Source organism: Metapseudomonas resinovorans DSM 21078, assembly GCF_000423545.1.
Lineage (GTDB): Bacteria > Pseudomonadota > Gammaproteobacteria > Pseudomonadales > Pseudomonadaceae > Metapseudomonas > Metapseudomonas resinovorans.
On sequence record NZ_KE384031.1, the window covers coordinates 44,450 to 67,079 of the forward strand.

17 protein-coding genes are annotated in these 22,630 nt (G+C 64.6%); 14 read left to right on the forward strand and 3 right to left on the reverse strand.

What is annotated here, in order from left to right; all coding sequences use genetic code 11:
* The first annotated feature begins 6 nt into the window (after positions 1 to 6).
* The 4 genes from G559_RS0125350 (at position 7) to hemN (ending at position 4,843) form a co-directional block, all read left to right on the forward strand.
* Positions 7 to 2,406, forward strand: a complete 2,400-nt coding sequence (locus tag G559_RS0125350; protein ID WP_028630908.1) for a heavy metal translocating P-type ATPase — start codon at positions 7 to 9, stop codon at positions 2,404 to 2,406.
* A gap of 27 nt (positions 2,407 to 2,433) precedes the next feature.
* A complete protein-coding gene (ccoS, locus tag G559_RS0125355) occupies positions 2,434 to 2,655 on the forward strand; it encodes a cbb3-type cytochrome oxidase assembly protein CcoS (protein WP_028630909.1) in 222 nt (73 codons plus the stop codon).
* Positions 2,648 to 3,379: a sulfite exporter TauE/SafE family protein gene (locus G559_RS0125360; protein WP_028630910.1), complete on the forward strand. Its 732-nt coding sequence runs from the start codon at positions 2,648 to 2,650 to the stop codon at positions 3,377 to 3,379. The genes ccoS and G559_RS0125360 overlap by 8 nt, the downstream gene beginning before the upstream one ends.
* An 81-nt stretch (positions 3,380 to 3,460) precedes the next feature.
* Positions 3,461 to 4,843 (forward strand): oxygen-independent coproporphyrinogen III oxidase, encoded by a 1,383-nt coding sequence (gene hemN / locus G559_RS0125365; RefSeq protein WP_028630911.1) that lies wholly within the window; start codon positions 3,461 to 3,463, stop codon positions 4,841 to 4,843.
* Positions 4,844 to 4,850: 7 nt separating this feature from the next.
* Here the strand turns inward: hemN and G559_RS29370 are convergent, their stop codons facing one another.
* Complete coding sequence (locus G559_RS29370; protein ID WP_081668169.1) at positions 4,851 to 5,300, reverse strand: hypothetical protein; 450 nt, start codon at positions 5,298 to 5,300, stop codon at positions 4,851 to 4,853.
* A 146-nt stretch (positions 5,301 to 5,446) separates the two neighbouring features.
* Here G559_RS29370 and fnr point away from each other — a divergent pair, with 146 nt between their 5' ends.
* The 3 genes from fnr (at position 5,447) to G559_RS0125385 (ending at position 7,882) form a co-directional block, all read left to right on the forward strand.
* Positions 5,447 to 6,181 carry a fumarate/nitrate reduction transcriptional regulator Fnr gene (gene fnr, locus G559_RS0125375; protein WP_028630913.1) on the forward strand — a complete coding sequence of 245 codons (735 nt, stop codon included), beginning with the start codon at positions 5,447 to 5,449 and terminating at the stop codon, positions 6,179 to 6,181.
* 68 nt (positions 6,182 to 6,249) lie between these two features.
* A complete protein-coding gene (locus tag G559_RS0125380; RefSeq protein ID WP_028630914.1) occupies positions 6,250 to 6,798 on the forward strand; it encodes an adenine phosphoribosyltransferase in 549 nt (182 codons plus the stop codon).
* Between the two features lie 247 nt (positions 6,799 to 7,045).
* Positions 7,046 to 7,882: a metal-dependent hydrolase gene (locus tag G559_RS0125385; protein ID WP_028630915.1), complete on the forward strand. Its 837-nt coding sequence runs from the start codon at positions 7,046 to 7,048 to the stop codon at positions 7,880 to 7,882.
* Between the two features lie 132 nt (positions 7,883 to 8,014).
* Here G559_RS0125385 and G559_RS29375 read toward each other — a convergent pair whose 3' ends face one another.
* Positions 8,015 to 8,716 (reverse strand): DUF6901 family protein, encoded by a 702-nt coding sequence (locus G559_RS29375; RefSeq protein ID WP_051246903.1) that lies wholly within the window; start codon positions 8,714 to 8,716, stop codon positions 8,015 to 8,017.
* 167 nt (positions 8,717 to 8,883) lie between these two features.
* Between G559_RS29375 and G559_RS0125395 the strand changes: the two genes are divergently transcribed.
* Genes G559_RS0125395 through G559_RS0125410 form a run of 4 tightly spaced genes read left to right on the forward strand, consistent with a single transcriptional unit; the run spans position 8,884 to position 17,789 of the window.
* Positions 8,884 to 10,158, forward strand: coding sequence for an ATP-binding protein (locus tag G559_RS0125395; protein WP_028630916.1), 1,275 nt, complete (start codon positions 8,884 to 8,886; stop codon positions 10,156 to 10,158).
* The gene (locus tag G559_RS0125400) at positions 10,155 to 11,492 is read left to right on the forward strand and encodes an HD domain-containing phosphohydrolase (RefSeq protein WP_028630917.1); all 1,338 of its coding nucleotides are present in this window, start codon (positions 10,155 to 10,157) and stop codon (positions 11,490 to 11,492) included. The genes G559_RS0125395 and G559_RS0125400 overlap by 4 nt, the downstream gene beginning before the upstream one ends.
* 5 nt (positions 11,493 to 11,497) lie before the next feature.
* Entirely contained in the window at positions 11,498 to 12,034 is a 537-nt protein-coding gene (locus G559_RS0125405; protein WP_028630918.1) for a response regulator, read from the forward strand.
* A gap of 46 nt (positions 12,035 to 12,080) precedes the next feature.
* On the forward strand, positions 12,081 to 17,789 hold the full coding sequence (locus tag G559_RS0125410; RefSeq protein ID WP_028630919.1) for an EAL domain-containing protein: 5,709 nt from the start codon (positions 12,081 to 12,083) through the stop codon (positions 17,787 to 17,789).
* Between the two features lie 194 nt (positions 17,790 to 17,983).
* Here the strand turns inward: G559_RS0125410 and G559_RS0125415 are convergent, their stop codons facing one another.
* Complete coding sequence (locus tag G559_RS0125415; protein ID WP_028630920.1) at positions 17,984 to 18,691, reverse strand: TetR family transcriptional regulator; 708 nt, start codon at positions 18,689 to 18,691, stop codon at positions 17,984 to 17,986.
* 115 nt (positions 18,692 to 18,806) lie between these two features.
* Here G559_RS0125415 and G559_RS0125420 point away from each other — a divergent pair, with 115 nt between their 5' ends.
* The 3 genes from G559_RS0125420 (at position 18,807) to G559_RS0125430 (ending at position 22,528) form a co-directional block, all read left to right on the forward strand.
* A complete protein-coding gene (locus G559_RS0125420) occupies positions 18,807 to 20,357 on the forward strand; it encodes a flavin-containing monooxygenase (protein WP_028630921.1) in 1,551 nt (516 codons plus the stop codon).
* Positions 20,354 to 21,238: an SDR family NAD(P)-dependent oxidoreductase gene (locus tag G559_RS0125425; protein ID WP_028630922.1), complete on the forward strand. Its 885-nt coding sequence runs from the start codon at positions 20,354 to 20,356 to the stop codon at positions 21,236 to 21,238. Before G559_RS0125420 ends, G559_RS0125425 begins: the two co-directional genes overlap by 4 nt.
* A gap of 381 nt (positions 21,239 to 21,619) precedes the next feature.
* Positions 21,620 to 22,528, forward strand: coding sequence for a glutamate/aspartate ABC transporter substrate-binding protein (locus tag G559_RS0125430; protein WP_028630923.1), 909 nt, complete (start codon positions 21,620 to 21,622; stop codon positions 22,526 to 22,528).
* Positions 22,529 to 22,630: the final 102 nt, after the last annotated feature.

Here is a 22,630-nt window from a genome sequence, read left to right on the forward strand (position 1 = left end):
GCGCCCATGAGCGCACCACTTTCCTGCTACCACTGCGGCTTGCCGGTTCCGGCCGGCAGTCGTTTCGAGGCCCGCGTGCTGGGAGAGACGCGGGCCATGTGCTGCCCGGGTTGCCAGGCGGTAGCCGAAGCCATCGTCGCCGGCGGTCTGGAAAGCTACTACCGCCACCGCAGCGACAGCGCCCCCAACCCTGACACCCTGCCCCGCGAGCTCCCCGAGGAGCTGGCCCTCTACGACCGCGCCGAAGTCCAGCAGCCCTTCGTTCAGCACCAAGGCGAACTGAGCGAGACCTGCCTGCTGATCGAGGGCATCAGTTGCGCCGCCTGCGGCTGGCTGATCGAGAAACACCTGAAGACTTTGCCGGGCGTTGCCGAGGCCAGCCTCAACCTCTCCAACCATCGTCTGCAGGTACGTTGGTCCGACAGCCAGCTGCCGCTGAGCCGGATGCTCAAGGAGCTGCGCAAGATCGGCTATGCCGGCCACCCCTACAAAGCGGACGAAGCCGCCGAACGTCTGGCCAGCGAAAACCGCCGCGCCATGCGCCAGCTGGGCGTCGCCGGCCTGCTCTGGATGCAGGTGATGATGGCTGCCATGGCCACCTGGCCGGAGTTCAACATCGACCTGTCCCCCGAGCTGGACACCATCCTGCGCTGGGTCAGCCTGTTCCTCACCACGCCGATCGTCTTCTACTGCTGCGGTCAGTTCTTCCGCGGCGCCCTGCGCGATTTGCGCACACGCCACCTGACCATGGACGTTTCGGTCTCCCTGGCCATCGGCGGTGCCTATGTCGCCGGCATCTGGTCCACCGTCACCGGCGTGGGCGAGCTCTACTTCGACGCCGTGGGCATGTTCGCCCTGTTCCTCCTCGCCGGCCGCTACCTGGAACGCCGAGCGCGTGAACGCACGGCCGCCGCCACCGCGCAATTGGTCAACCTGCTGCCGGCTTCCTGCCTGCGCCTGGATGCGACCGGGCACAGCGAGCGAATCCTGCTAAGCGAACTGAAGGTCGGTAACCGCGTCCTGGTGCCGCCGGGCGCATTGATGCCGGCTGACGGCCAGATTCTCACCGGCCAGTCCAGCGTCGACGAGTCCCTGCTTACCGGCGAATACCTGCCCCACCCACGTGGCGAAGGCGATACCGTCACGGCCGGCACCCTCAACGTCGAAGGCCCGCTGACCATCGAAGTCCAGGCGCTGGGTGACGACACCCGCCTCTCCGCCATCGTGCGCCTGCTGGAGCGCGCCCAGGCGGACAAGCCGCGTCTGGCCGAGCTCGCGGACAAGGTCGCCCAGTGGTTCCTGCTGATCGTCCTCGCTGCTGCCGCCATCGTCGGCGCCATCTGGTGGCAGATCGACCCGGACCGCGCGTTCTGGGTCGTGCTCTCCCTGCTGGTCGCCACCTGCCCCTGCGCCCTGGCCCTGGCCACCCCCACCGCCCTGACCACCGCCACCGGCAGCCTGCACAAGCTCGGTCTGCTGCTGACCCGCGGACATGTGCTGGAAGGCCTGAACCAGATCGACACAGTGATTTTTGACAAGACCGGCACCCTCACGGAAGGCCGTCTGACGCTTAGCGCCATCCACCCCTTGGGCGCGATGGATCGCGATACCTGCCTGGGCCTGGCCGCCGCCCTCGAGAGCCGCTCCGAACACCCGATCGCGCGTGCCTTCGGCCGCGCCCCACAAGCGGCCGATCAGGTCTCAAGCGTGCCTGGCCGAGGCCTGGAAGGCCGGGTTGGCGAGCACCTGCTGCGCATCGGCCAGCCCGGCTTCGTCGCCGAACTCAGCGGCCAGCCGGTACCCAGCATTCCTGGCGACCAGGGCCAGTGGCTGCTGCTGGGGGATGAACAAGGACCGCTGGCCTGGTTTGTCCTCGACGACCGCCTGCGGGAAGACGCCCCGGCCCTGCTCGATGACTGCCGCGAACGCGGCTGGAAGCTCCTGCTGCTGTCAGGCGACAGCTCACCCATGGTTGCTGGCATTGCCCAACAACTCGGCATCGACGACGCCCGTGGCGGCCTCACGCCGGATGCCAAGCTGGAAGTGTTGCGCCATCTCCACCAGCAGGGCCACAAGGTCCTGATGCTGGGCGACGGCGTCAACGACGTACCGGTGCTGGCCGGCGCCGACATCAGCGTCGCCATGGGCAGCGCCACCGACCTGGCCAAGACCAGCGCCGATGCCGTGCTCTTGTCCAATCGCCTCGACAGCCTGGTGCAGGCGTTCGCTCTGGCCCGCCGGACCCGCCGCATCATCATCGAGAACCTGGCCTGGGCGACCCTGTACAATGGCCTGGTGCTGCCCTTCGCCGCCCTCGGCTGGATCACCCCGCTCTGGGCCGCATTCGGCATGTCGGTCAGCTCGCTTCTGGTGGTAATCAACGCCTTGCGCCTGGCCCGCACCTGAGCCACGCATTTTCAATCGGAGCCCCTGATGCCAGCGCTTTACATACTGATTCCGGTCGCCATCGGCCTGGTCGGTTTCGCCATCTGGCTGTTCTTCTGGGCCGTGGACAGCGGCCAGTACGACGACCTGGACGGGCCGGCCCACAGCATCCTCTTCGATGACGAGGACCCCAAGCACAAGGCTGGCATCGCCGAAGCCGAGGGCAACAACAAGGACAAACAGGACGAGCAGGACGAGCCCCGTGGCTGAACTTGCTCCTCTGCTGCTTTCTGCCCTGATCCTCGGCCTGCTCGGAGGCGGCCATTGCCTCGGCATGTGTGGTGGCCTGATGGGCGCCCTGACCCTGGCCATCCCCCCTGAACAACGCGCCCGGCGCCTGCGCCTGCTGCTGGCCTACAACCTCGGTCGCATCCTCAGCTACGCCCTCGCTGGCCTGCTCATCGGCCTCGCCGGCTGGGCCATTGCCAGCAGCCCGGCAGCCATGGCCCTGCGCGTGGTGGCGGCGCTGCTGCTGATCTGCATGGGCCTCTACCTGGCGGGTTGGTGGAGCGGCCTGACCCGCATCGAAGCACTGGGACAGGGCCTCTGGCGCCACATCCAGCCGGCAGCGCGCAAGCTGCTGCCGGTTTCCAGCCTGCCCCGCGCCCTGCTGCTGGGCGGACTCTGGGGCTGGCTGCCCTGCGGCCTGGTCTACAGCACCCTACTCTGGGCCGCCAGCCAAGGTTCGGCCGCCGACAGCGCATTGCTGATGCTTGCCTTCGGCCTCGGGACCCTGCCCGTGTTGATCGCTACCGGCCTCGCCGCCGAGCGTCTGACCGCACTGCTGCGCAAGCGCGGCGTGCGTGTCGCCGGTGGCATGCTGGTAGTCCTGTTCGGTCTCTGGACTCTGCCCGGCCCCCACCAGGCGTGGCTGATGGGTCACGGTGGACACGACAGCAGTGCCGCCACCAGCGAGCATCAACACAGCCACTAAACGGCTTGATACAAATCAAGATCGCTCAAGCGGGTGCCCCATAGACTCCCTGGCACTGATATCCGAACCGGGGACACCTGCATGCTCGACAACATTCGCTGGGACGCGGGCCTGATCCACCGCTACGACACTCCAGGCCCCCGCTACACCTCCTACCCCACCGCCGTGCAATTCACCCACCGGGTAGGCTCCTTCGACATGCTTCATGCCCTGCGTGACAGTCGCAAGGCCCGTCGCCCCCTGTCGCTTTACGTCCATGTGCCGTTCTGCGCGAACATCTGCTACTACTGCGCCTGCAACAAGGTCATCACCAAGGATCGCGGCCGCGCTCTGCCCTATCTGGAACACCTGGAGCGGGAAATCGAACTGCTGGCCTGCCACCTTGATCCGCAGCAGAGAGTTGAGCAACTGCACTTCGGGGGCGGCACCCCGACCTTTCTCAGCCATGACGAACTGCGCCGGCTCATGGGTCATCTGCGCAAGCACTTCAGCCTGCTGGACGACGACTCGGGGGACTACGGTATCGAAATCGATCCGCGCGAGGCCGACTGGTCCACCATGGGCCTGCTCCGTGAACTGGGCTTCAACCGCGTCAGCCTTGGCGTGCAGGACCTGGACCCCGCCGTGCAACGCGCCGTCAACCGCCTGCAGAGCCTGGAGGAAACCCGCGCCATCGTTGAAGCCGCGCGTACCTTGCAGTACCGCTCACTGAACCTCGACCTGATCTACGGCCTGCCCAAGCAGAACCCGGAGAGCTTCGCCCGCACTGTGGACGAAGTCATCGCCCTGCAACCGGACCGGCTTTCGGTGTTCAACTACGCCCACCTGCCGGATCGTTTCATGCCGCAACGGCGGATTCGCAGCGAAGACCTGCCCAGCCCTGGGCAAAAGCTGGAAATGCTCCAGCGCAGCATCGAGCAGTTGAGCGCTGCCGGGTACCGCTACATCGGCATGGATCACTTCGCCTTGCCCGACGACGATCTCGCCATCGCCCAGGAAGACGGCAGCCTGCAACGCAACTTCCAGGGGTACACCACCCACGGCCATTGCGACCTGATTGGTCTGGGCGTATCGGCCATCAGCCAGATCGGCGACCTCTACTGCCAGAACACGGTGCAGCTCAACGACTACCAGGGTGCGCTGGGGCAAGACCTGCTGGCTATCAATCGGGGGCTGATGTGCGACGAGGACGACCGCATCCGCAGAGCGGTGATCCAGCAACTGATCTGCGCCTTCGAGCTGGATTTCGCGAGCATCGAAACCCGTTTCAACATCGAATTTCGCGGCTACTTCGCTGACATCTGGCCGCAATTGCAGCAAATGAGCGAGGATCGCCTGATCGACCTCAGCGACGGCCGCATCGACGTTCTGCCTGCTGGGCGCCTGCTGGTGCGCTCGTTGTGCATGCTCTTCGACAACTACCTGGCGGGGCAGAACCAGCAACGATTCTCCCGCGTCATCTGAAATCGGCTCAGGCGGCGAGCAACTGGTTCAGCTCCACCGCCTGCTCCTCACTGAGATTCGACTCACGAACCAGCTTGGCGAGATTCAGGTTGGCGCTGCTCAGGGCCCCTTGCAACGACGTAAGCTGATTGCGTACTGCCTCCAGACGCTGGGCGCGGGTTTCATCGTCCAGGCTCCGGTCGGCCGCGATGGCATCCAGTTCGGCCTTCCGCTCGGCAATCTGCGCCTTGAGGGCGCGGATCATCTTCAGGAGCTCCTTGATGCCATCCGGCAGGCTGCTCTTGTCGATGTCGTCATTCTTCTGCGGCTCGCCGGGCTTGCCGAGGTTCGACAGGCTGACGCGAATCCCTTGTCGCACGGCATGCATGTCCACCGGGGCCTCATCCTGCCGTGCGACCTGTCGCCGCACCGACTCCGCCACCCGAGAAACCGCGCTATTCGTGTCCACGCGCAACATAGGCCGCTCCTTGCCTGAATACCGCCCGGATATCGACCATTGCCGGCAAAACTTGAGCAACAAGTCAGATAGGCTTTTTCTGGCCGTTGCCTACACCCTGCGTTACCCTTACGAGCATTGTGTGTATGCCTCGCAAGGAATGGTTCATGTCCGAAATCATCAAGGTGCGCAACGTACCCCAGGCCCACTGCAAGGACTGCAGCCTGGCCGCCCTTTGTCTGCCCCTGTCGCTGAACATGGAGGACATGGACGCGCTGGACGACATCGTCAAACGCGGCCGCCCGCTGAAGAAAGGCGAACTCCTCTTCCGTCAGGGCGATACCTTCGGCTCGGTCTTCGCAGTACGCTCCGGCGCCCTCAAGACCTTCACCGTTACTGACACTGGCGAAGAGCAGATCACCGGCTTCCACCTGCCCAGCGAACTGGTAGGCCTTTCCGGCATGGACACCGAGCTCTACCCGGTTTCTGCCCAAGCCCTGGAAACCACCTCGGTGTGCGAAATTCCCTTCGAGCGCCTGGACGAACTCTCGGTCCAGCTGCCGCAGTTACGTCGTCAGTTGATGCGCGTGATGAGCCGCGAGATCCGCGACGACCAGCAGATGATGCTGCTGCTGTCCAAGAAAACCGCCGACGAGCGCATCGCCACCTTCCTGGTCAACCTCTCCGCACGCTTCCGCGCCCGCGGCTTCTCGGCCAACCAGTTCCGCCTGGCCATGTCGCGCAATGAAATCGGTAATTACCTGGGCTTGGCTGTAGAAACCGTCTCCCGCGTCTTCACCCGTTTCCAGCAGGCCAACCTGATTGCCGCCGAAGGCAAGGAAGTGCACATTCTCGACCCCATCGAACTCTGCGCCATGGCAGGCGGGAGCATCGAAAGCTGATCCCCCGCAGACCTGCCGGCCTGGCAGGTCCGCCTGTCCCACCCTGCCCTTCCCATCAGGCATTGACGATGATCTTCGACGACTTTTCCATCAAGACACTGATCCGCCCTGTCCCTGACTTCCCCAAACCCGGTGTGGTATTCCGCGACATCACGCCCCTGTTCCAGTCGCCCCGCGCCCTGCGCCTGGTGGCCGACAGTTTTATCCAGCGTTATGTCGAGGCCGACTTCAGCCACATCGGCGCCATGGACGCCCGCGGCTTCCTGATTGGCTCGATCATCGCCTACGAACTCAACAAGCCGCTGGTGCTCTTCCGCAAGCAGGGCAAGCTCCCGGCGGACGTGCTCTCCGAGCCTTACCAGACCGAATACGGCGAAGCCTTTCTTGAAGTCCACAGCGACAGCCTGTGCGACGGCGACAAGGTGCTGATTTTCGATGACCTGATCGCCACGGGCGGCACCCTGCTGGCTGCCACCCGGCTGGTCCGGCGCATGGGCGCCAGCGTGTTCGAGGCTGCAGCCATCATCGACCTGCCCGAACTGGGCGGCTCCGAGCGCCTTGCCGACGCTGGGATCCCCACCTTCGCCCTCACCGCCTTCGCACTCGACGAGCGCTGAGAGACGGGCGGGGCCGTGCCAGCGGACCCGCCCCAACCGAAGCACGGCTGACCCACCCGGGTTACACCCCCTCCGACTGACGTTACCCCTCGCCCCAGCCCACGCCGCGATCACCCGCCGAAAGTTGGCGGCCAGCCCCTCGCGCCGCCCCGCACGATCCTCAATAGTTACATCGACTGATGGCACGGTTGCCGTGCCCACCGATAACAACGAATGGACGGCTCGCAGAGCCCGAGAGGATCCCCGCATGACCGCCAGCGCCAGCGCTCCCCTGCCCAAAGCCAACTTCCCCGTGCGCCGCATGGACTTCAGCTTCGCGTCGACCCAGAAATACTGGTGGAGCGGCGATCCCTTCATGACCCACTTCATGAACAACCTGTCTTCGCTCTTCCCCTACGGTGAGAAGTTCTTCGTCGACAGCGTGCGTGCCGTGCGCGACCAGGTCAGTGACCCGCAACTGCAGAAGGACATCAGCGCCTTCATCGGCCAGGAAGCCATGCACTCCAAGGAACACGCGACTTATAACGATTACGCCGCCGAACACGGTATCGACCTGGAACGCCTGGAACTGCGCATCAAGGTGCTGCTGGAATGGGTCACCCGCGTCACCACCAAGAAGCAGCGTCTGGCTGCCACCTGCGCCCTGGAACACTTCACCGCCACCATGGCCGAGCAACTGCTGCGCCGGGAAGACATCAACACCCAGATGGACGACCCGAAGATGTACAAGTTGTGGATGTGGCACGCCATCGAGGAGAACGAGCACAAGGCGGTTTGCTATGACGCTTACCAGGCAATCGGCGGCGGCTACCTGATCCGCACGTTGACCATGTTCCTGACCACTTTCCTGTTCTTCGGCGTGATCATGACCTTTCAGGTCCACCTGATGCGCAAGGACGGCCAGCTGTTCAACTGGCGCAGCTGGGCTCGCGGCCTCAAGACCCTGCTCGGTCCGCGCAACGGCTACTTCCCGAAGATGATCAAGCCTTACCTGGACTACTACCGCCCCGGTTTCCATCCTTTCGACCACGAGACCAAGGCGCTGGAGAAACGCTGGAAGGAGCGCCTCGGCTTCAACGGCTGACTGCCCTGCTGGTCCGACGCCCCAGCTGTGCTGTAGGGGCGATTTCAATCGCCAAGCGGGCCTCAGGCCCGCCCAGAGGCGTTCGACAGGGCAACGCCGTTGACCTTGGCGGCCCCTACGACAAAACTCGCTTCACCCCTCCTCGAAGAACTCCGCGAAGAACCCATCCAGCTCCCCCTCATAGCTGTCCAGCGAATACAGGGTGTCGGCCGCCAGCAGGTCCAGCAGGATCAGCCCATTGAGGCTGGAATCCTCCTCGGCAGCGGCACGCAAGCGGCCGGCCATGCCCAAGTTGACCTGGCGCAGGTTGCGGTACAGCTCGCGCAGCCCATCCATGTCCCAATCAGGTTCAAGGCCGCGCTGCCGGCGCAAATGCTGCCCTAGCAGATAGGTACCCAGGGAGCGGTAGAGGGTCTCAGCCGAGGTGCTGAACGGCCAGTGGAACCATGCCATCGCCCGCAGCATCCGGGTATGGGGACAACCGCTCGTCGCCCCGAGCAGACCGAGTAGCGAGCCCAGGGCCCGTTGCAGCGTGGTCTGCTGGCGAATCTCCCGCCCGCGCCAGAATACCGCCATCTGCACCTCCTCGTAGGAAGGCGAATGTGCCAGCACTGCCACTGGCCGTGCCAGGGCCCGCGCAAAGGGACAGTCACGCACCTCGGTGGTCTTCAGCGGGCAATGGCTGCATTGCTGGAAGCCCAGCCGCGCCCAGTCCGGCCCGTTGTCCAGGTATTGCTCAGTGCCCGCCAGGTCCACCTCATGCGCCCAGAGGTGGCCATCCGGGAATCGGAACTCGTAGCGAACCTGTGCCTCAGCCCTCGACTCCAGCTCCATGGTCTACCCTTGCTCACCTGTTGAAGGGAAATTTCAGCGCCATCCAACACGAAATTCGACGAGATTCAGACGCCTGAAATCTGTCATACACTTCGTACAACAAAGTCGGACAAGCGCCAGAATTCAACCCCGACAACAGTTCTACAGCGAAAAAAGCGGGCGACATCATGGAAAGCAGCCCTTTGGATCTTGCCGGAGCCCTGGTTGAACGGATCGAGGTGGGCGTCATCATCCTCGACCAGGAGCTGCGCGTACTTCACTGGAACGACTTCGTCAGCCAGCGCAGCGGCAAGGCGCTGGGGCCTGCCCGGTATCAACCGCTGACGTGGGTCTTCCCGGAAGCGGACACCCCACGCCTCGGCCAGATGGTGGCCAAGGCCCGCGAACAGGGCCTCCACGCCTACACCCACTGGCGCGAAGACCCCTACCTGATCCAGCTGCCCTACAACCCCGAAGGCCAGGTGACGCCCCTGCGCCTGCAGAGCACCCTGCTCTTCCCCTTCGATTGTGCGGGCGAACGCTATTTCGGCCTGCTGCTTTACGACACCACCGAGTTCGCTCGCTCCAACGACCAGTTGGCCGCAGCCCTAAACGCCCTGGGCAGCAAGCAACTGGAGCAGGATCAACTGGTCCACAAGCTGGAGAAGGCCAACGCCCAGTTGCTGCAATCGGAGAAGCTCGCCGCCATCGGCCAGTTGGCAGCTGGCGTGGCCCACGAGATCAACAACCCCATCGGCTACGTCTTCTCCAACCTCAAGACCCTCACCGGCTACGTCAACGACCTGCTGCGCATCGTCGACGCCGTGGACGGCGTCGGCAGCCTGGAAGAACTGCAGCAGCTCAAGCGCAGCCTGGAGTACGACTACATCCGCAACGATGTCGAAGCCCTGATCCACGAATCCGAGGACGGTATCGATCGGGTCAAGAAGATCATCACCGCCCTCAAGGATTTCTCGCACATCGAAGAAGAAGAGTTCCGCGCGGCCGACCTGCACAAAGGCTTCGACAGCACCCTCAACCTGGTCAACAACGAACTCAAGTACAAGGCCGAAGTCGTGCGCGAGTATGGGGAGCTGCCGCTGGTGGAATGCATCCCCTCGCAGATCAACCAGGTGGTGATGAACCTGCTGATCAACGCCGCCCACGCCATCGAAAGCTTTGGCCGCATCACCCTGCGCAGCGGCCACCAGGGCGATTGGATCTGGCTGGAAGTCGAAGACAACGGCAAGGGCATCGACCCCACCATCCTCCATCGCATCTACGAACCCTTCTTCACCACCAAGCCGGTGGGCAAAGGCACAGGCCTTGGCCTCGCGCTTTCCTACAACATCGTGCAGAAGCACAACGGCCGCATCGAAGTAGCGAGCCAACCCGGCCAGGGCACCCGCTTCCGCGTCTGGCTGCCGCAGCACCAACCCCAGCCCGGCGGGTCGCAAGCATGAGCGAAGCCCGGCACCGCCCCACCCTGCTGCTGGTGGATGACGAAGAACACATCCTCAGCGCGCTGCGTCGCGTCCTGCGTGGCGAACCCTACGAACTGCTCACGGCCACCGGCGGCACCGAGGCCCTCGCGCTGCTGGCCGCGAACGATGTGGACCTCGTGGTCTCCGATGCGCGCATGCCCGGCCTCGATGGCCCCGCCCTGCTGGCTGAAGTACAGCAGCGCTGGCCGAGCACCCTGCGCCTGATGCTAACCGGGGCCACTGATCTGGACACCAGCATCCGCGCCATCAACCAGGGGCGGATCTACCGGTATCTGGGCAAACCCTGGAATGACGACGAACTGCGCTTCACCCTGCGCCAGGCCCTGGCTCACCAGCATGCCGAACGCGAACACCAGCGCCTGGAACGCCTCACCCTGGAGCAGAATCGCAGCCTGCAGGAACTCAACGCCAGCCTGGAGCAACGCGTCCGCGACCGCACCGCCGAGTTGCAGCAGACCGCCGACATGCTCGACCTGGCCTACGACGAGTTGCGCCATAGCTACGTGACGGCCACCGAAGTCTTCTCATCCCTGCTCAGCCAGCGCCTGCCGGGCGACAAACAAGGCAACGCCCAGGTCATCGCCCTGGTGCGCGCCTATGCCAGCGAGCACCAGTTGCCGGAAACGGACAGTCGCGATCTGGCCATGGCCGCCGCCCTCTACAACCTTGGCAAGTTGACCTGGGACGACCACCTGTTGATCCGCCCCAGCGACCTGTTGCACCGCGAAGAGCGGGAACGCTACTGCCGTTACCCACTGCTGGGCGAAAGCCTGCTGATGGCCCTGGAACCCCTGCACGATGCTGGACGACTGATCCGCCACCATCAGGAGCGCTGGAACGGCACCGGCTTCCCCGACCAGTTGCGCGGCCAGGACATCCCCTTCGGCGCCCGCCTGCTCAAGCTGGCGGTGGACTTCGTCGAACTGCAATGCGGCCTGGTGCTGCAACGCCCGCTGCAGCGCCAGGAATCCCTGCAGTTCCTCGCCCGCTATGCAGGGCGGCTCTACGACCCGCAGCTCTCCCAGCAATTCATCGACCTCTGCACCCGCTGCGCACCAGACCTGCCGGAGGCCGACACGAGCATCCTCGCCGTCGATACCCGGCGCCTGGAACCGGGCATGGTCCTGGCCCGCAACCTCCAGGCCGAGAGCGGCATGCTCCTGCTCAATGCCGGCAAGCAGCTCAGCCGCACCCTGATCGACAAGCTCATCGCCTTCGAGGCCAGCGAAGGTGCGCGCTACACCCTCCACGTCCGCCTGTCCGAGGCTGACGCGAGCCCGGCCAAGGAGTAACACCGATGATCAAGATCCAGCTGGTGGACGACGAACCCCACATCCTCAGTGCCCTGCAGCGCCAGCTGCGCCCCCAGGGCTGGGTCCTGCATACCTTCGACAAGCCCGAAGCCGCGCTCGCGGCCCTGGCCGAGCACCAGTACGCCGCCATCATCTGCGACCTCAACATGCCGCAACTGGATGGCCTGACGTACCTGCAATTCGCCCGGCAGCGCCAGCCAGACGCCCTGCGCATGCTGCTCAGCGCCCATGGCGACCGCACCACACTGATGCAGGCGATCAATCGCGCCGAGGTCTATCGCTTCCTCTCCAAGCCCTGGGAGAACCACGACATCGAAAGCGCCCTCCAGGCCGCCGTCGACCTTTACCAACTGCGCGACGAGAACCGCCGCCTGCTGGACCAGGTGCGCGGCCAGCAGAACACCCTCGACCGCCAGCGCCGCGAACTGCTACGCCTGGAGATCGAGCACCCCGGCCTCACCCGCGTGCGGCGCGACGCCGACGGCGCCGTGCTGCTGGAGGGCTACGACCTGGATGACTGATCCCGATCAGTCAGGACCACTCCCGCCACCGGAACGGCACCTCTCCATGGCCAAGCACAACCGCGAGCTCAGCTACCAAGCCTACCTGCACTGCCTGGCCTTCGCCCTGATGGCCCAGGGCGTCATCAGCCTGATTTTCTTCCTGACCAAGGCCAGCCCCGCACGCTACGAACTCGTGCTGGTGCCCGACAGCGCCCTGATCACCCTCTTCGCCGGCATCGCCCTGCTGAGCGCGACCCGTGGCCTGCACCGGCTCTCGCTACTGGCGAGCCTGGCGCTGATCACCCTGGCCGGCTACAGCCTCGGGCACAACGTCCTCGCTGGCGGCAGCGAGCACGGTCGCTCGCTGGTCAGCGGCTACTGGCGCATTCGCAGCGAGCTGGCGATCGTCGCCTGCCTGTTCGGCCTGGCCATGCTTCTGGCCGTTACCCGCCAGGGCGGCCGCTGGCTCAGCCAGCTCTGCGGGCTCGCCCTGATCGGCCTCGCGCTGCTCTCGCAGATTTCCCTGCTGGGCGCCAGCCACGGCCTGCCACGCTTCGCCTTCCGCCCGGAGTACGGGCATATCGCCAACCTCTTCATCGCCCTGCTCGGGGTCGGTGTGCTGCTGCTCTGCGCCCTGCCCGACGAGCGCCGGCGCCTGCTCGACCGGCGCGCCACGACCACCGGCCTGCTCGGAGCCCTGATCACCTGCATCGGCTGGTTCCTCCTCAGCCAGAACGAGATCGCCACGCTCAACGCCCACAGCCACCAACTGCTACTGCGCGCCCAGTCCTCCATCGAGAACACCCTCACCGTGCGCCTGCAGCTGATGCAGCGCATGGCCGACCGCTGGCACAGCCTGCCAGGCCCGTTGCCGGATGCGCTGTGGCATCAGGAGTCCAGCGGCTATCTGCGCGATTTCCCCAACATCAACCTGATCGCGTTGCTCGACGCCGATCTCAAGCCGCTCCGACAGCAGATTCGCCACCCGCGCGCCGGCGACTGGCTGACGCGTTTTCTCGCCCAGAAGGAGCAGCGTAACTGGCTGCAGCAGGTGCGCCAGGGCAAGGGTGCGCTGATGAGCACGGTGCAGAGCTTCAGCGCCACCGACAACAGCACCCTGGTGGCCACTCCCCTGCGGATCGAAGGCCAGCCCGCCGCCCTGCTGGTGGCCGGGCTGGACATCGGCGCGACCCTGGATCGCCAACTGGGTCGTGACCTGGACGGCTTCGTGCTGGAGGTCTTCGAAGGTTCCAGGCGCATCTATGCGTCCCGCTCCGGCAGCGATGGCCACAGCCTGTTCCCGGTGGGCGAACAACGCGCCGACCTCGGTCCTGAAGGACGCTGGCAACTGCGCACCTACCAGGCCCTGCCACGCAGCGATTACGCCGCGGTCTACCTGCCAGCGCTGCTCATGCTTTTCGGCCTGGGCCTGACCTTTCTGCTGATGGTCAGCCAAAGCTTTTCGCGCCTGGCCATCGAGCGCAGCCAGCGCCTGCGCGAAAGCAACCGCGAACTGGAGCTGAGCCTGCAGCACCAGGCCCGTCTGCAAGCGCAGAACCAACGGATCATGGACCACTCCATGGACGTGCTCTGTTCCATCGACGCCGCCGAGCGCTTTACCCAGATCAGCCCCTCCTGCCACAGCGTGCTCGGCTACCGGCCCGAGGAAATGATCGGTCGCCCCTACACCGACTTCATCCGCGATGAGGACCGCGAGCGCACCCGCGGCGACATCCAGGCCATTATCCGCGGGGAATCCTGGGACGCCGTGCGCAACCGTTGCCAGCGCAAGGACGGCAGCGAGGTCCACCTGCTCTGGTCCGCCGGCTGGTCGGAAAGCGAGCGAACGCTGTTCGCCGTCGCCCACGACATCACCAGCCTGGTACGCCACGAAGCCTATGCCGAAGATCAGCGCGACATCCTCAGCATGATCTCGACCGACCAGCCGCTGCGTGAAATCCTCAAGGCTATCTGCCTGATGAGCGAAACCCTGGACCCGTCCGCACTCTGTTCGGTGCTGCTGGTGGATGGCGAGCACAAGCGTTTGCGCCTGGGCGCCGCGCCAAGCCTCCCCGACGCCTTCAACCAGGCGCTGGACGGCCAGCCCATCGGTCCCTTGGCGGGGGCCTGCGGCACCGCCGTGTTCCGTCGGCAGATGGTGGTCAGCAAAGACATCAGTGAAGACCCGCTCTGGCACGAGCACCGCGACCAGGCCCTGCGCCACGGCCTGCGCGCCTGCTGGGCGATCCCGCTAATAGCACACCATGGCGATGTGCTCGGCACCTTTGCCGTCTACCTGCACCAGCCGTGCGCCCCGGACGATGAGTCCCTGCAACTGATCGGCACCGCCGGACAATTGGCAGCCATCGCCATCGAACGCCAGAACGACCGCCTCCGCCTGCTGGAAAGCGAGCAGCGCTACCGCTCGCTGTTCATCTTCAACCCCGACCCGGTGTTCTCCCTCGACCGCGAAGGGCGCTTCCTCAGCCTTAATCAGGCCGGCTGCGAGCTGATCGACTACAGCGAATCGGAACTGCTCGGCCAACTCTTCTCCAGCCTGGTGCTCGAAACCGACATCGACTACGCCCGCCAGCACTTTCGCAGCACGCTCGACGGCAAGGCACAACGCTACGAGGTCCACTGCCACAACCGAGCCGGTGATGTACTGGAACTGGACATCACCCTCCTGCCTATCGTCATAGAGGGCCGAATAGTCGGCGTATTCGGCATCGCCAAGGACATTGGCGAACGCAACCGCATGACCCGCGCCCTGCAAGTCACCCTGACCCAGTCGGAGCGCAAGGCCTTGCTGCTCCGAGGCCTGAGCGAGACTGCCCTGCGCATCGGCGGCATCCTCGATACCCGCACCCTGCTGGACTTCATGTGCGAACAACTGCGCCTGCTGGTCGGCGCCCACCAGTCACTGCTCGACCTGAGCGATGGGCAGGGCCTGAGCACCTTTTCCCTGTCCGCCAAATACCAGGCCTGGCAAGACCCTCAGCTACCGGCAGAGGGCCTGGCCCTCTATGCCCGCGTCTGCGCTGGCAACCAGCCGATCCTGCTGACCCGCGCCGAGCTGGATGCCAGGGGTGACCCTGACAACGGCCAGCTCCCGTTGCGAGGCTGGCTGGCCGTGCCGCTGATCGATCATGGCGGACATCACCTCGGCCTGATGCAGCTCTCCGACAAGTTCGACGGCGACTTCAACCAGGACGACCTGGCCATCGCCCAGCAATTCGCCCAGATGGCCGTAGCGGCGCTGGAGAACATCCGCCTGGTGCAGCAGGTACTCTCCGGCGAACAGCGCCTGCAGGAACAACTGGACTTCACTTCGGCCATCACCAACAGCGTTGGCGAGGGCCTGCTGGCAGTGGATCGCCTGGGGCGGCTGAACTTCGTCAACCCGGCGGGCGCCGAACTGCTTGGGCAGCGCGCCGACGACCTCCTTGGCCAGGCCCTGGCCAAACACCTGCCGCTGGACCTCTACAGCGCCCCGGCGACCGGCGGCCGCCACGGCGAAGTCAGCCTGGGCGGCGAGCGCCATATCGCCTACGACTGCGCACCGCTGCTGCACGCGCAATCCCTCGGCGGCTGGGTCATCGCCTTCCGCGACGTCAGCCGGGCAAAGGAATCCGAAAAGCAGCTGCGCATCCTCCAGCGCAGCATCGAGGCCAGCTACAACGGCGCCATGATCTGCGATGCAACCGACGAGGACCTGCCGGTGGTCTACGTCAACCCGGCCTTCGAACGCATCACCGGCTACAGCGCGCATGAAGCCATGGGGCGCAACTGCCGCTTCCTGCAGGGCGCCGACCGCGAGCAGCCGGGCATCGCCGAAATTCGCCATGCACTGACGGAGAAACGCGAGGTCCACGTCGTGCTGCGCAACTTCCGCAAGGACGGCACGCCCTTCTGGAACGACCTCTACATCGCCCCGGTGCCCAACGAACAGGGTGAAATCACCCACTTCATCGGGGTACAGAACGACATTTCCGAGCAGAAACGGGTGGAGTCCGAACTGGCCTACAACGCCAGCCATGATGTACTCACCGGCCTGCCCAACCGCTCGCTGCTGGAGGACCGCCTGCGCCAGGGCTGTCAGATCAGCCAGCGCTACCAGCGCAAGTTGGCGGTGATGTTCATCGACCTCGACGGCTTCAAGCCGATCAACGACTCCATGGGCCATGGCATCGGCGACCAGATACTGGTGGAAGTAGCGCGACGCCTGACCCAGCAGGTCCGCCCCGGCGACACCGTCGCGCGCCTGGGGGGTGACGAGTTCATCCTGATCCTGCCGGACCTGGCCCGCGAAGAAGACGTGCTGCAGGTGGCCGAGCGGGTCATCGACTGCATCGCCCGCCCCTACCCCATCGCCGGTAGCGAACTGCACATCACCGCCAGCCTGGGTATCGCCATGAGCGAGAAAGGCATGCAACAACCCATGCAACTGATCCAGCAGGCGGACCTGGCCATGTACAAGGCCAAGCAGCAGGGACGCAACTGCTACCAGTGGTACACCACCGACCTGGAGCAGAAGGTCAGCGAGCGGGTGACCCTGCGCAACGAGCTGCAGAAGGCGCTGGAAGCCAACGCCTTCATGCTCTACTACCAGCCGCAGATCGACGGCCGCAACGGCCGCGTCACCGGTTTCGAGGCCCTGCTGCGCTGGCAGCACCCACTGCTCGGCTTCATCTCCCCGGCGCAGTTCGTGCCCGTGGCCGAAGACACCGGGCAGATCATCCCCTTAAGCGAATGGGTGCTCGCCACCGCCTGCCGCGATTGCCGCGAGCTGCTCGATCGCGGCATGACCGGCGCTGTCGTGGCGGTGAACATCTCGGCGGTGCACTTCCAGCGCAACATCTTCGTCGACAGCGTGCGGCGCGTACTGGAAGAGACCCGCCTGCCCGCCGAACTGCTGGAACTGGAAATCACCGAGACCGTGCTGCTGGACAACGCCGAGCGCGCCATCGCCACCCTGCAGGCGCTCAAGGCCCTGGGCGTGCGGCTGTCCATCGACGACTTCGGCACCGGCTTCTCCAGCCTCAACTACCTCAAGCGCCTGCCCATCGACAAGGTGAAGATCGACCGCGCCTTCGTCCAGGAAATCATCAGCGACCGGCATGACGCGGCCATCACCCAGGGCATCATCTCCATGGCCCACCACCTGCGCTTGCGGGTGATCGCCGAGGGCGTGGAGAGCGAGTCCCAGTTCGCCTTCCTGAAAAAGAGCCACTGCGACGAGTTCCAGGGTTACTACTTCGCCCGGCCGATGCCCTTCGAACAGCTCGACCAGTTCCTTCACGAACACCACAAGAGCCCGGCCGCCTACCTGGAGACCCGCTCTGGCGCCAGCAATACCCAGACCCTGCTGCTGCTCGACGACGAGGAAAACATCCTCCGCGCCCTGACTCGCGTGCTGCGGCGCGATGGCTATCAGATCTTCACCGCTACGCGCGCCCAGGACGCCTTCGCGCACCTGGCCAAGCACGACATCCAGGTGATCCTCTCCGACCAGCGCATGCCGGAAATGAATGGCACCGAGTTTCTCAGCCGGGTCAAGGACCTCTACCCCGACACCATTCGTATCGTGCTCTCCGGCTACACCGACCTGAAGTCTGTCACCGACGCCATCAACCAGGGCGCCATCTACAAGTTCCTCACCAAACCCTGGGACGACGACCAGCTCCGCGCTGTCATCGCCCAAGCCTTCCTCCATCACAGCCTGGCCAAGACCAAGGAAGAAAGCGCGACGGTGGGCGAAGACGGGGAATGACGGTGATAGTCAATTTCTTGGGCGAATGAAATCGCTCTGTCTGCGTTAGCTGTTGCGGGAGATTTACCATCGGGCCAAGAGCCTTGTAGGAGCTGGCTTGCCAGCGAAACGGGGCCATTCGCTGGCAAGCCAGCTCCTACGGGCAATGCAGCTGCCTACAACACGTAATGCAGACATAGCCAATGAATTCGCCCCTACACCGCCCCCACCGCCTGCAGCACGCTGGCCCCGGTGAACAGGAACAGCACCTGCTCCTCCGCCTCCGCGCGGATTGCCTCGCGGCGCTCCGGTTCGCCGATGTAGTCCAGGGACATCTGGAACAGGTTGCGACTGACCAGGCGCGATACACGCCGCACCACAGGCTCCGCCACCAATGCCGGCAGCAACCTGTACTCGCGGACGTCTTCGGCCATATCAGCGGCGAAGTCTTCCATCACCTCACGCAAGGCTTCCCGCAGTACCGGGGAAGCGCCGTGGAGTTCGCGCACGCCGATGACGAAAGCCTCGGTATTGTCATCGACGAAATCGAAGAACAACTGCACCGTCTCATGGCAGACCCGCCGGCCACGGCCGAGGTCGATGCCCAACAGTTTCGGCATCACCCCGCCATCGCCCTGCACGGCACGGGCCGCCGCCTCACGACGCAGGTCGCGCAGGGGCTGGCGCAGCTGGGTGGCAATGGTGCGGATGATGGCTAGGCCAAGGTCATCCACATCCTTGAAATGGCGGTAGAACGTATTGGGGTTCAGGCCGGCCTCCCGCGCCAATTCCCGCAGGCCCAGATTGCTCAGGCTGCGGCTCTGGGAACCCAGGCGCAGTGCCGCCTCCATGAGCAAGCGCTTGCCGGGGGCGTCGGTGGCACGTTCTGGCGACTGGAGCTCGTCGCCGCTGACGGAATTCATCTCTGGCCCTACCTAAGGTTGGTTGTGACGGCGTTGGATTGCCGGCGAGTATACATCTGTCTACCTTGGTATACAGCTGTATACGCCGCAATTAATAAGAACAGGAGCACGACCCATGTCTGCGTCAGCCTCACCCCGCCCCTCTACCCGCCATTGCAAGGTCGCCATCATAGGTTCCGGCTTCTCCGGCCTGGGCATGGCGATCCGCCTGAAGCAGAAGGGCGAGAACGATTTCCTCCTGTTCGAGAAGGAGCCCGGCATCGGCGGCACCTGGCGGGTGAACAACTACCCGGGTTGCGGCTGCGATGTGCAATCGCACCTCTACTCGTTCTCCTTCGAGCCGAACCCGAACTGGACGCGGATGTTCGCCAAGCAAGGGGAAATCAAAACCTACCTGGAAGGTTGCTGGGAGAAGTACCGGCTGCAGGACAAGACCCTGCTCAACACCGAAATCACCCGTCTGGCCTGGAACGACGTGGATGAGTTGTGGCAGATCGAAGACGCCGCCGGCAACCACTACAGCGCGCAGTTCGTGGTCTCCGGCATGGGCGCCCTGTCCACCCCATCGATTCCGGCCCTGAACGGCCTGGAGACCTTCCAGGGCACAAGCTTCCACTCCCAGCAGTGGAATCACGACTACGACCTCACCGGCAAGCGCGTCGCGGTGGTCGGTACCGGCGCCTCCAGCATCCAGTTCGTCCCGCAGATCCAGAAGCAGGTCGCCCAGCTCGACCTCTACCAGCGCACCGCGCCCTGGATCATGCCCAAGCCCGACCGCGCCATCAGCGAAGGCGAGCGCTCCCGCTTCAAGCGTTTCCCCTTCCTGCAGAAGCTCTGGCGCGGCGCCATCTATGCCGTCCTCGAAAGCCGGGTAGTGGGCTTCGCCCTGACGCCGAAAGTCATGAAGCTCGCCGAGCTGGTCGCCAAGGGCTACATCAAGCGCAAGATCAAGGACCCGGTGCTGCGCGCCAAGGTCACCCCGGACTACACCATGGGCTGCAAGCGGGTGCTGATCTCCAACGACTACTACCCGGCCCTGACCCAGCCCAACGTCGACGTGATCACCGACGGCATCCGCGAAATCCGCGCGAGCAGCATCGTCACCGCCGACGGCCAGGAACGCGAGATCGACGCCATCATCTTCGGCACCGGCTTCACCCCCAGCGATCCGCTGCCGCGCGGCGTGGTCTTCGGCCGCAATGGCGTCGACCTGCTGGACACCTGGCCGAACGGCCCCGAGGCCTACAAGGGCACCCTGACCGCCGGCTTCCCCAACCTGTTCTTCCTCATGGGGCCGAACACCGGGCTTGGCCACAACTCGATGGTCTACATGATCGAATCACAGATCCACTACGTGCTCGGCGCCCTCGATCTGCTCGACGCCCGTCGCCTGCGCAGCCTGGAGGTCAAGCGCGACGTGCAGGACACATTCAACGGCAAGCTCCAGGGCAGCCTGGGCAACACCGTGTGGAACGCCGGCGGCTGCATGAGCTGGTACCTGCACCCGGTAAGCGGGCGCAACTGCACCGTCTGGCCCGGTTTCACCTGGCGCTTCCGCCTGCTGACCCGCAATTTCGACCCGGCGGCCTACCACTTCAGCCGCAGCGTGCCGGCGCACGCTGCCCAAGGCTCGCTGCAGATGTCCACCCAGGAGGTGCCCGCATGAAGTCCTTCGAAAACAAAGTCGCCGCTGTCACCGGGGCCGGTTCCGGCATCGGCCGCGCCCTCGCCTGCGCCCTGGCTCGCCAGGGCTGCCATCTGGCACTGGCCGACGTCAACACCGATGGCCTGGCAGAAACCGCTGCGCTGGCGCGCAAGTTGGGCGTGCAGGTCACCGAGACCCGCGTCGACGTCGCTGACCGCGACGCCGTGCATGCCTGGGCCGAGCAGGTGGTGCTGGACCATGGCCGCGTCAACCTGATCTTCAACAACGCCGGCGTCGCCCACGCCGGCACCGTGGAGGGCAGCGACTATTCGGAATACGAGTGGATCTTGAACATCAACTTCTGGGGCGTGGTGTACGGCACCAAGGCCTTCCTGCCGCACCTGAAAGCCAGCGGCGAGGGGCATGTGGTGAACGTTTCCAGCGTGTTCGGCCTGTTCGCCCAGCCCGGCATGAGCGCCTACAACGCCACCAAGTTCGCCGTGCGCGGATTCACCGAGTCCCTGCGCCAGGAACTGGACATGGAAAACAGCGGTGTGTCCGCCAGTTGCGTGCACCCGGGCGGCATCAAGACCAACATCGCCAAGACCGCGCGCATGAACGACAGCCTGGCCAAGGTCACCGGCCAGGAAGCCAGCCGCGCCCGCCAGCAGTTCAACGATCAGCTGCTGCGCACCACCCCGGACAAGGCTGCCGGGGTGATCCTGCGCGGCGTGCTCAAGGACAACCGGCGCATCCTCATCGGTGCCGATGCCTGGGCCCTGGACGGCATGCAACGCCTGCTACCGACCCTCTACCAGCGCCTGGTCACCACCTCCATGCGCCTGGCCGCGAAGTTCGCACCCAAGCCGAGGGCGGTAGAGGTATCCAAGGCGGCCGATTGATCGGGACGGCTGCGCAGTCCTTGCCGATTGAAATCGCCCCTACAGCCCGTAGGGGCGAGTTCATTCGCCAAGCAGGCCGAAGGGCTGCCGCCTCCCTTCCAGAGAGAGGGGGCTGCTAGTGCCCTGGCACTACCCCTCAAAAGATGACCAGGAAGTCACTCGTTCGGAAACCCGAACGATATTCGGAGTGCATATTCGGCAGCCCGGACAAGACGGAATTACCGTTAGCCACCTAACAACATAAAACCATTTAATTTCAATAACTTACCTATAAATCAAAGGCACCATACAGCTGGCACGCATTCTGCGAATACAGATCCCCGACGGACGCGAACTCCTACTCGCGCCGATAAGAACAAACAACATCGAGGACTGTCGTTCATGCGTATGCTCCCCAAGGTTCTGGCCACCGCTATCGCAGCAACCCTGATCAGTGCTCCGGCCTTCGCCGCCGAGCTGACCGGTACCCTGAAGAAGATCAAGGAGACCGGCACCATCACCCTCGGTCACCGTGACGCTTCCATTCCCTTCTCCTACCTCGGCACCGAGCCAGGCAAGCCCATCGGCTACTCCCATGACATCCAGCTGAAAGTGGTCGAGGCCATCAAGCAGGAACTGGGCATGCCGGAGCTGAAGGTCCGCTACAACCTGGTGACCTCCCAGACCCGTATCCCGCTGGTGCAGAACGGCACCGTGGACCTGGAGTGCGGCTCCACCACCAACAACCTCGAGCGCCAGAAGCAGGTCGGTTTCTCGGTAGGCATCTTCGAGGTGGGCACCCGCCTGCTGTCGAAGAAATCCGCTGGCATCACTGAATTCGACGCCCTGAAAGGCAAGAACGTGGTGACCACCGCCGGCACCACGTCCGAGCGCCTGATCAAGTCCATGAACGCCGAGAAGCAGATGGGTATGAACATCATCTCGGCCAAGGACCACGGCGAGTCCTTCCTGATGCTGGAATCCGGCCGCGCAGTGGCCTTCATGATGGACGACGCCCTGCTCTACGGCGAAATGGCCAAGGCCAAGAAGCCCGATGACTGGGTCGTGACCGGCACCCCGCAATCCTTCGAAATCTACGGCTGCATGGTTCGCAAGGGCGACGAGCCCTTCAAGAAAGTGGTCGACAAAGCCATTGCCGACACCTTCGCCTCTGGCGAAATCAACGGCATCTACGAGAAGTGGTTCACCCAGCCGATCCCGCCGAAGGGCCTGAACCTGAACTTCCCCATGAGCGACGAGCTGAAGAAGCTCGTGGCCAATCCCACCGACAAGTCGGCCGAAGAAATCTGACGCCTTGCTCCCCTCTCCCTCCGGGAGAGGGGTTGGGGGTGAGGGTGTTGGAGGCCGCGCGCAGTCGGGTTTCCCTCACCCCAGCCCTCTCCCAGAGGGAGA

Coding starts and splice junctions, on each gene's coding strand:
- G559_RS0125350 (WP_028630908.1), top strand. CDS start 7: ATGAGCGCACCACTTTCCTGCTACCACTGCGGCTTGCCGGTTCCGGCC.
- ccoS (WP_028630909.1), top strand. CDS start 2,434: ATGCCAGCGCTTTACATACTGATTCCGGTCGCCATCGGCCTGGTCGGT.
- hemN (WP_028630911.1), top strand. CDS start 3,461: ATGCTCGACAACATTCGCTGGGACGCGGGCCTGATCCACCGCTACGAC.
- G559_RS29370 (WP_081668169.1), bottom strand. CDS start 5,300: ATGTTGCGCGTGGACACGAATAGCGCGGTTTCTCGGGTGGCGGAGTCG.
- fnr (WP_028630913.1), top strand. CDS start 5,447: ATGTCCGAAATCATCAAGGTGCGCAACGTACCCCAGGCCCACTGCAAG.
- G559_RS0125380 (WP_028630914.1), top strand. CDS start 6,250: ATGATCTTCGACGACTTTTCCATCAAGACACTGATCCGCCCTGTCCCT.
- G559_RS0125385 (WP_028630915.1), top strand. CDS start 7,046: ATGACCGCCAGCGCCAGCGCTCCCCTGCCCAAAGCCAACTTCCCCGTG.
- G559_RS29375 (WP_051246903.1), bottom strand. CDS start 8,716: ATGGAGCTGGAGTCGAGGGCTGAGGCACAGGTTCGCTACGAGTTCCGA.
- G559_RS0125395 (WP_028630916.1), top strand. CDS start 8,884: ATGGAAAGCAGCCCTTTGGATCTTGCCGGAGCCCTGGTTGAACGGATC.
- G559_RS0125400 (WP_028630917.1), top strand. CDS start 10,155: ATGAGCGAAGCCCGGCACCGCCCCACCCTGCTGCTGGTGGATGACGAA.
- G559_RS0125405 (WP_028630918.1), top strand. CDS start 11,498: ATGATCAAGATCCAGCTGGTGGACGACGAACCCCACATCCTCAGTGCC.
- G559_RS0125410 (WP_028630919.1), top strand. CDS start 12,081: ATGGCCAAGCACAACCGCGAGCTCAGCTACCAAGCCTACCTGCACTGC.
- G559_RS0125415 (WP_028630920.1), bottom strand. CDS start 18,691: ATGAATTCCGTCAGCGGCGACGAGCTCCAGTCGCCAGAACGTGCCACC.
- G559_RS0125420 (WP_028630921.1), top strand. CDS start 18,807: ATGTCTGCGTCAGCCTCACCCCGCCCCTCTACCCGCCATTGCAAGGTC.
- G559_RS0125425 (WP_028630922.1), top strand. CDS start 20,354: ATGAAGTCCTTCGAAAACAAAGTCGCCGCTGTCACCGGGGCCGGTTCC.
- G559_RS0125430 (WP_028630923.1), top strand. CDS start 21,620: ATGCGTATGCTCCCCAAGGTTCTGGCCACCGCTATCGCAGCAACCCTG.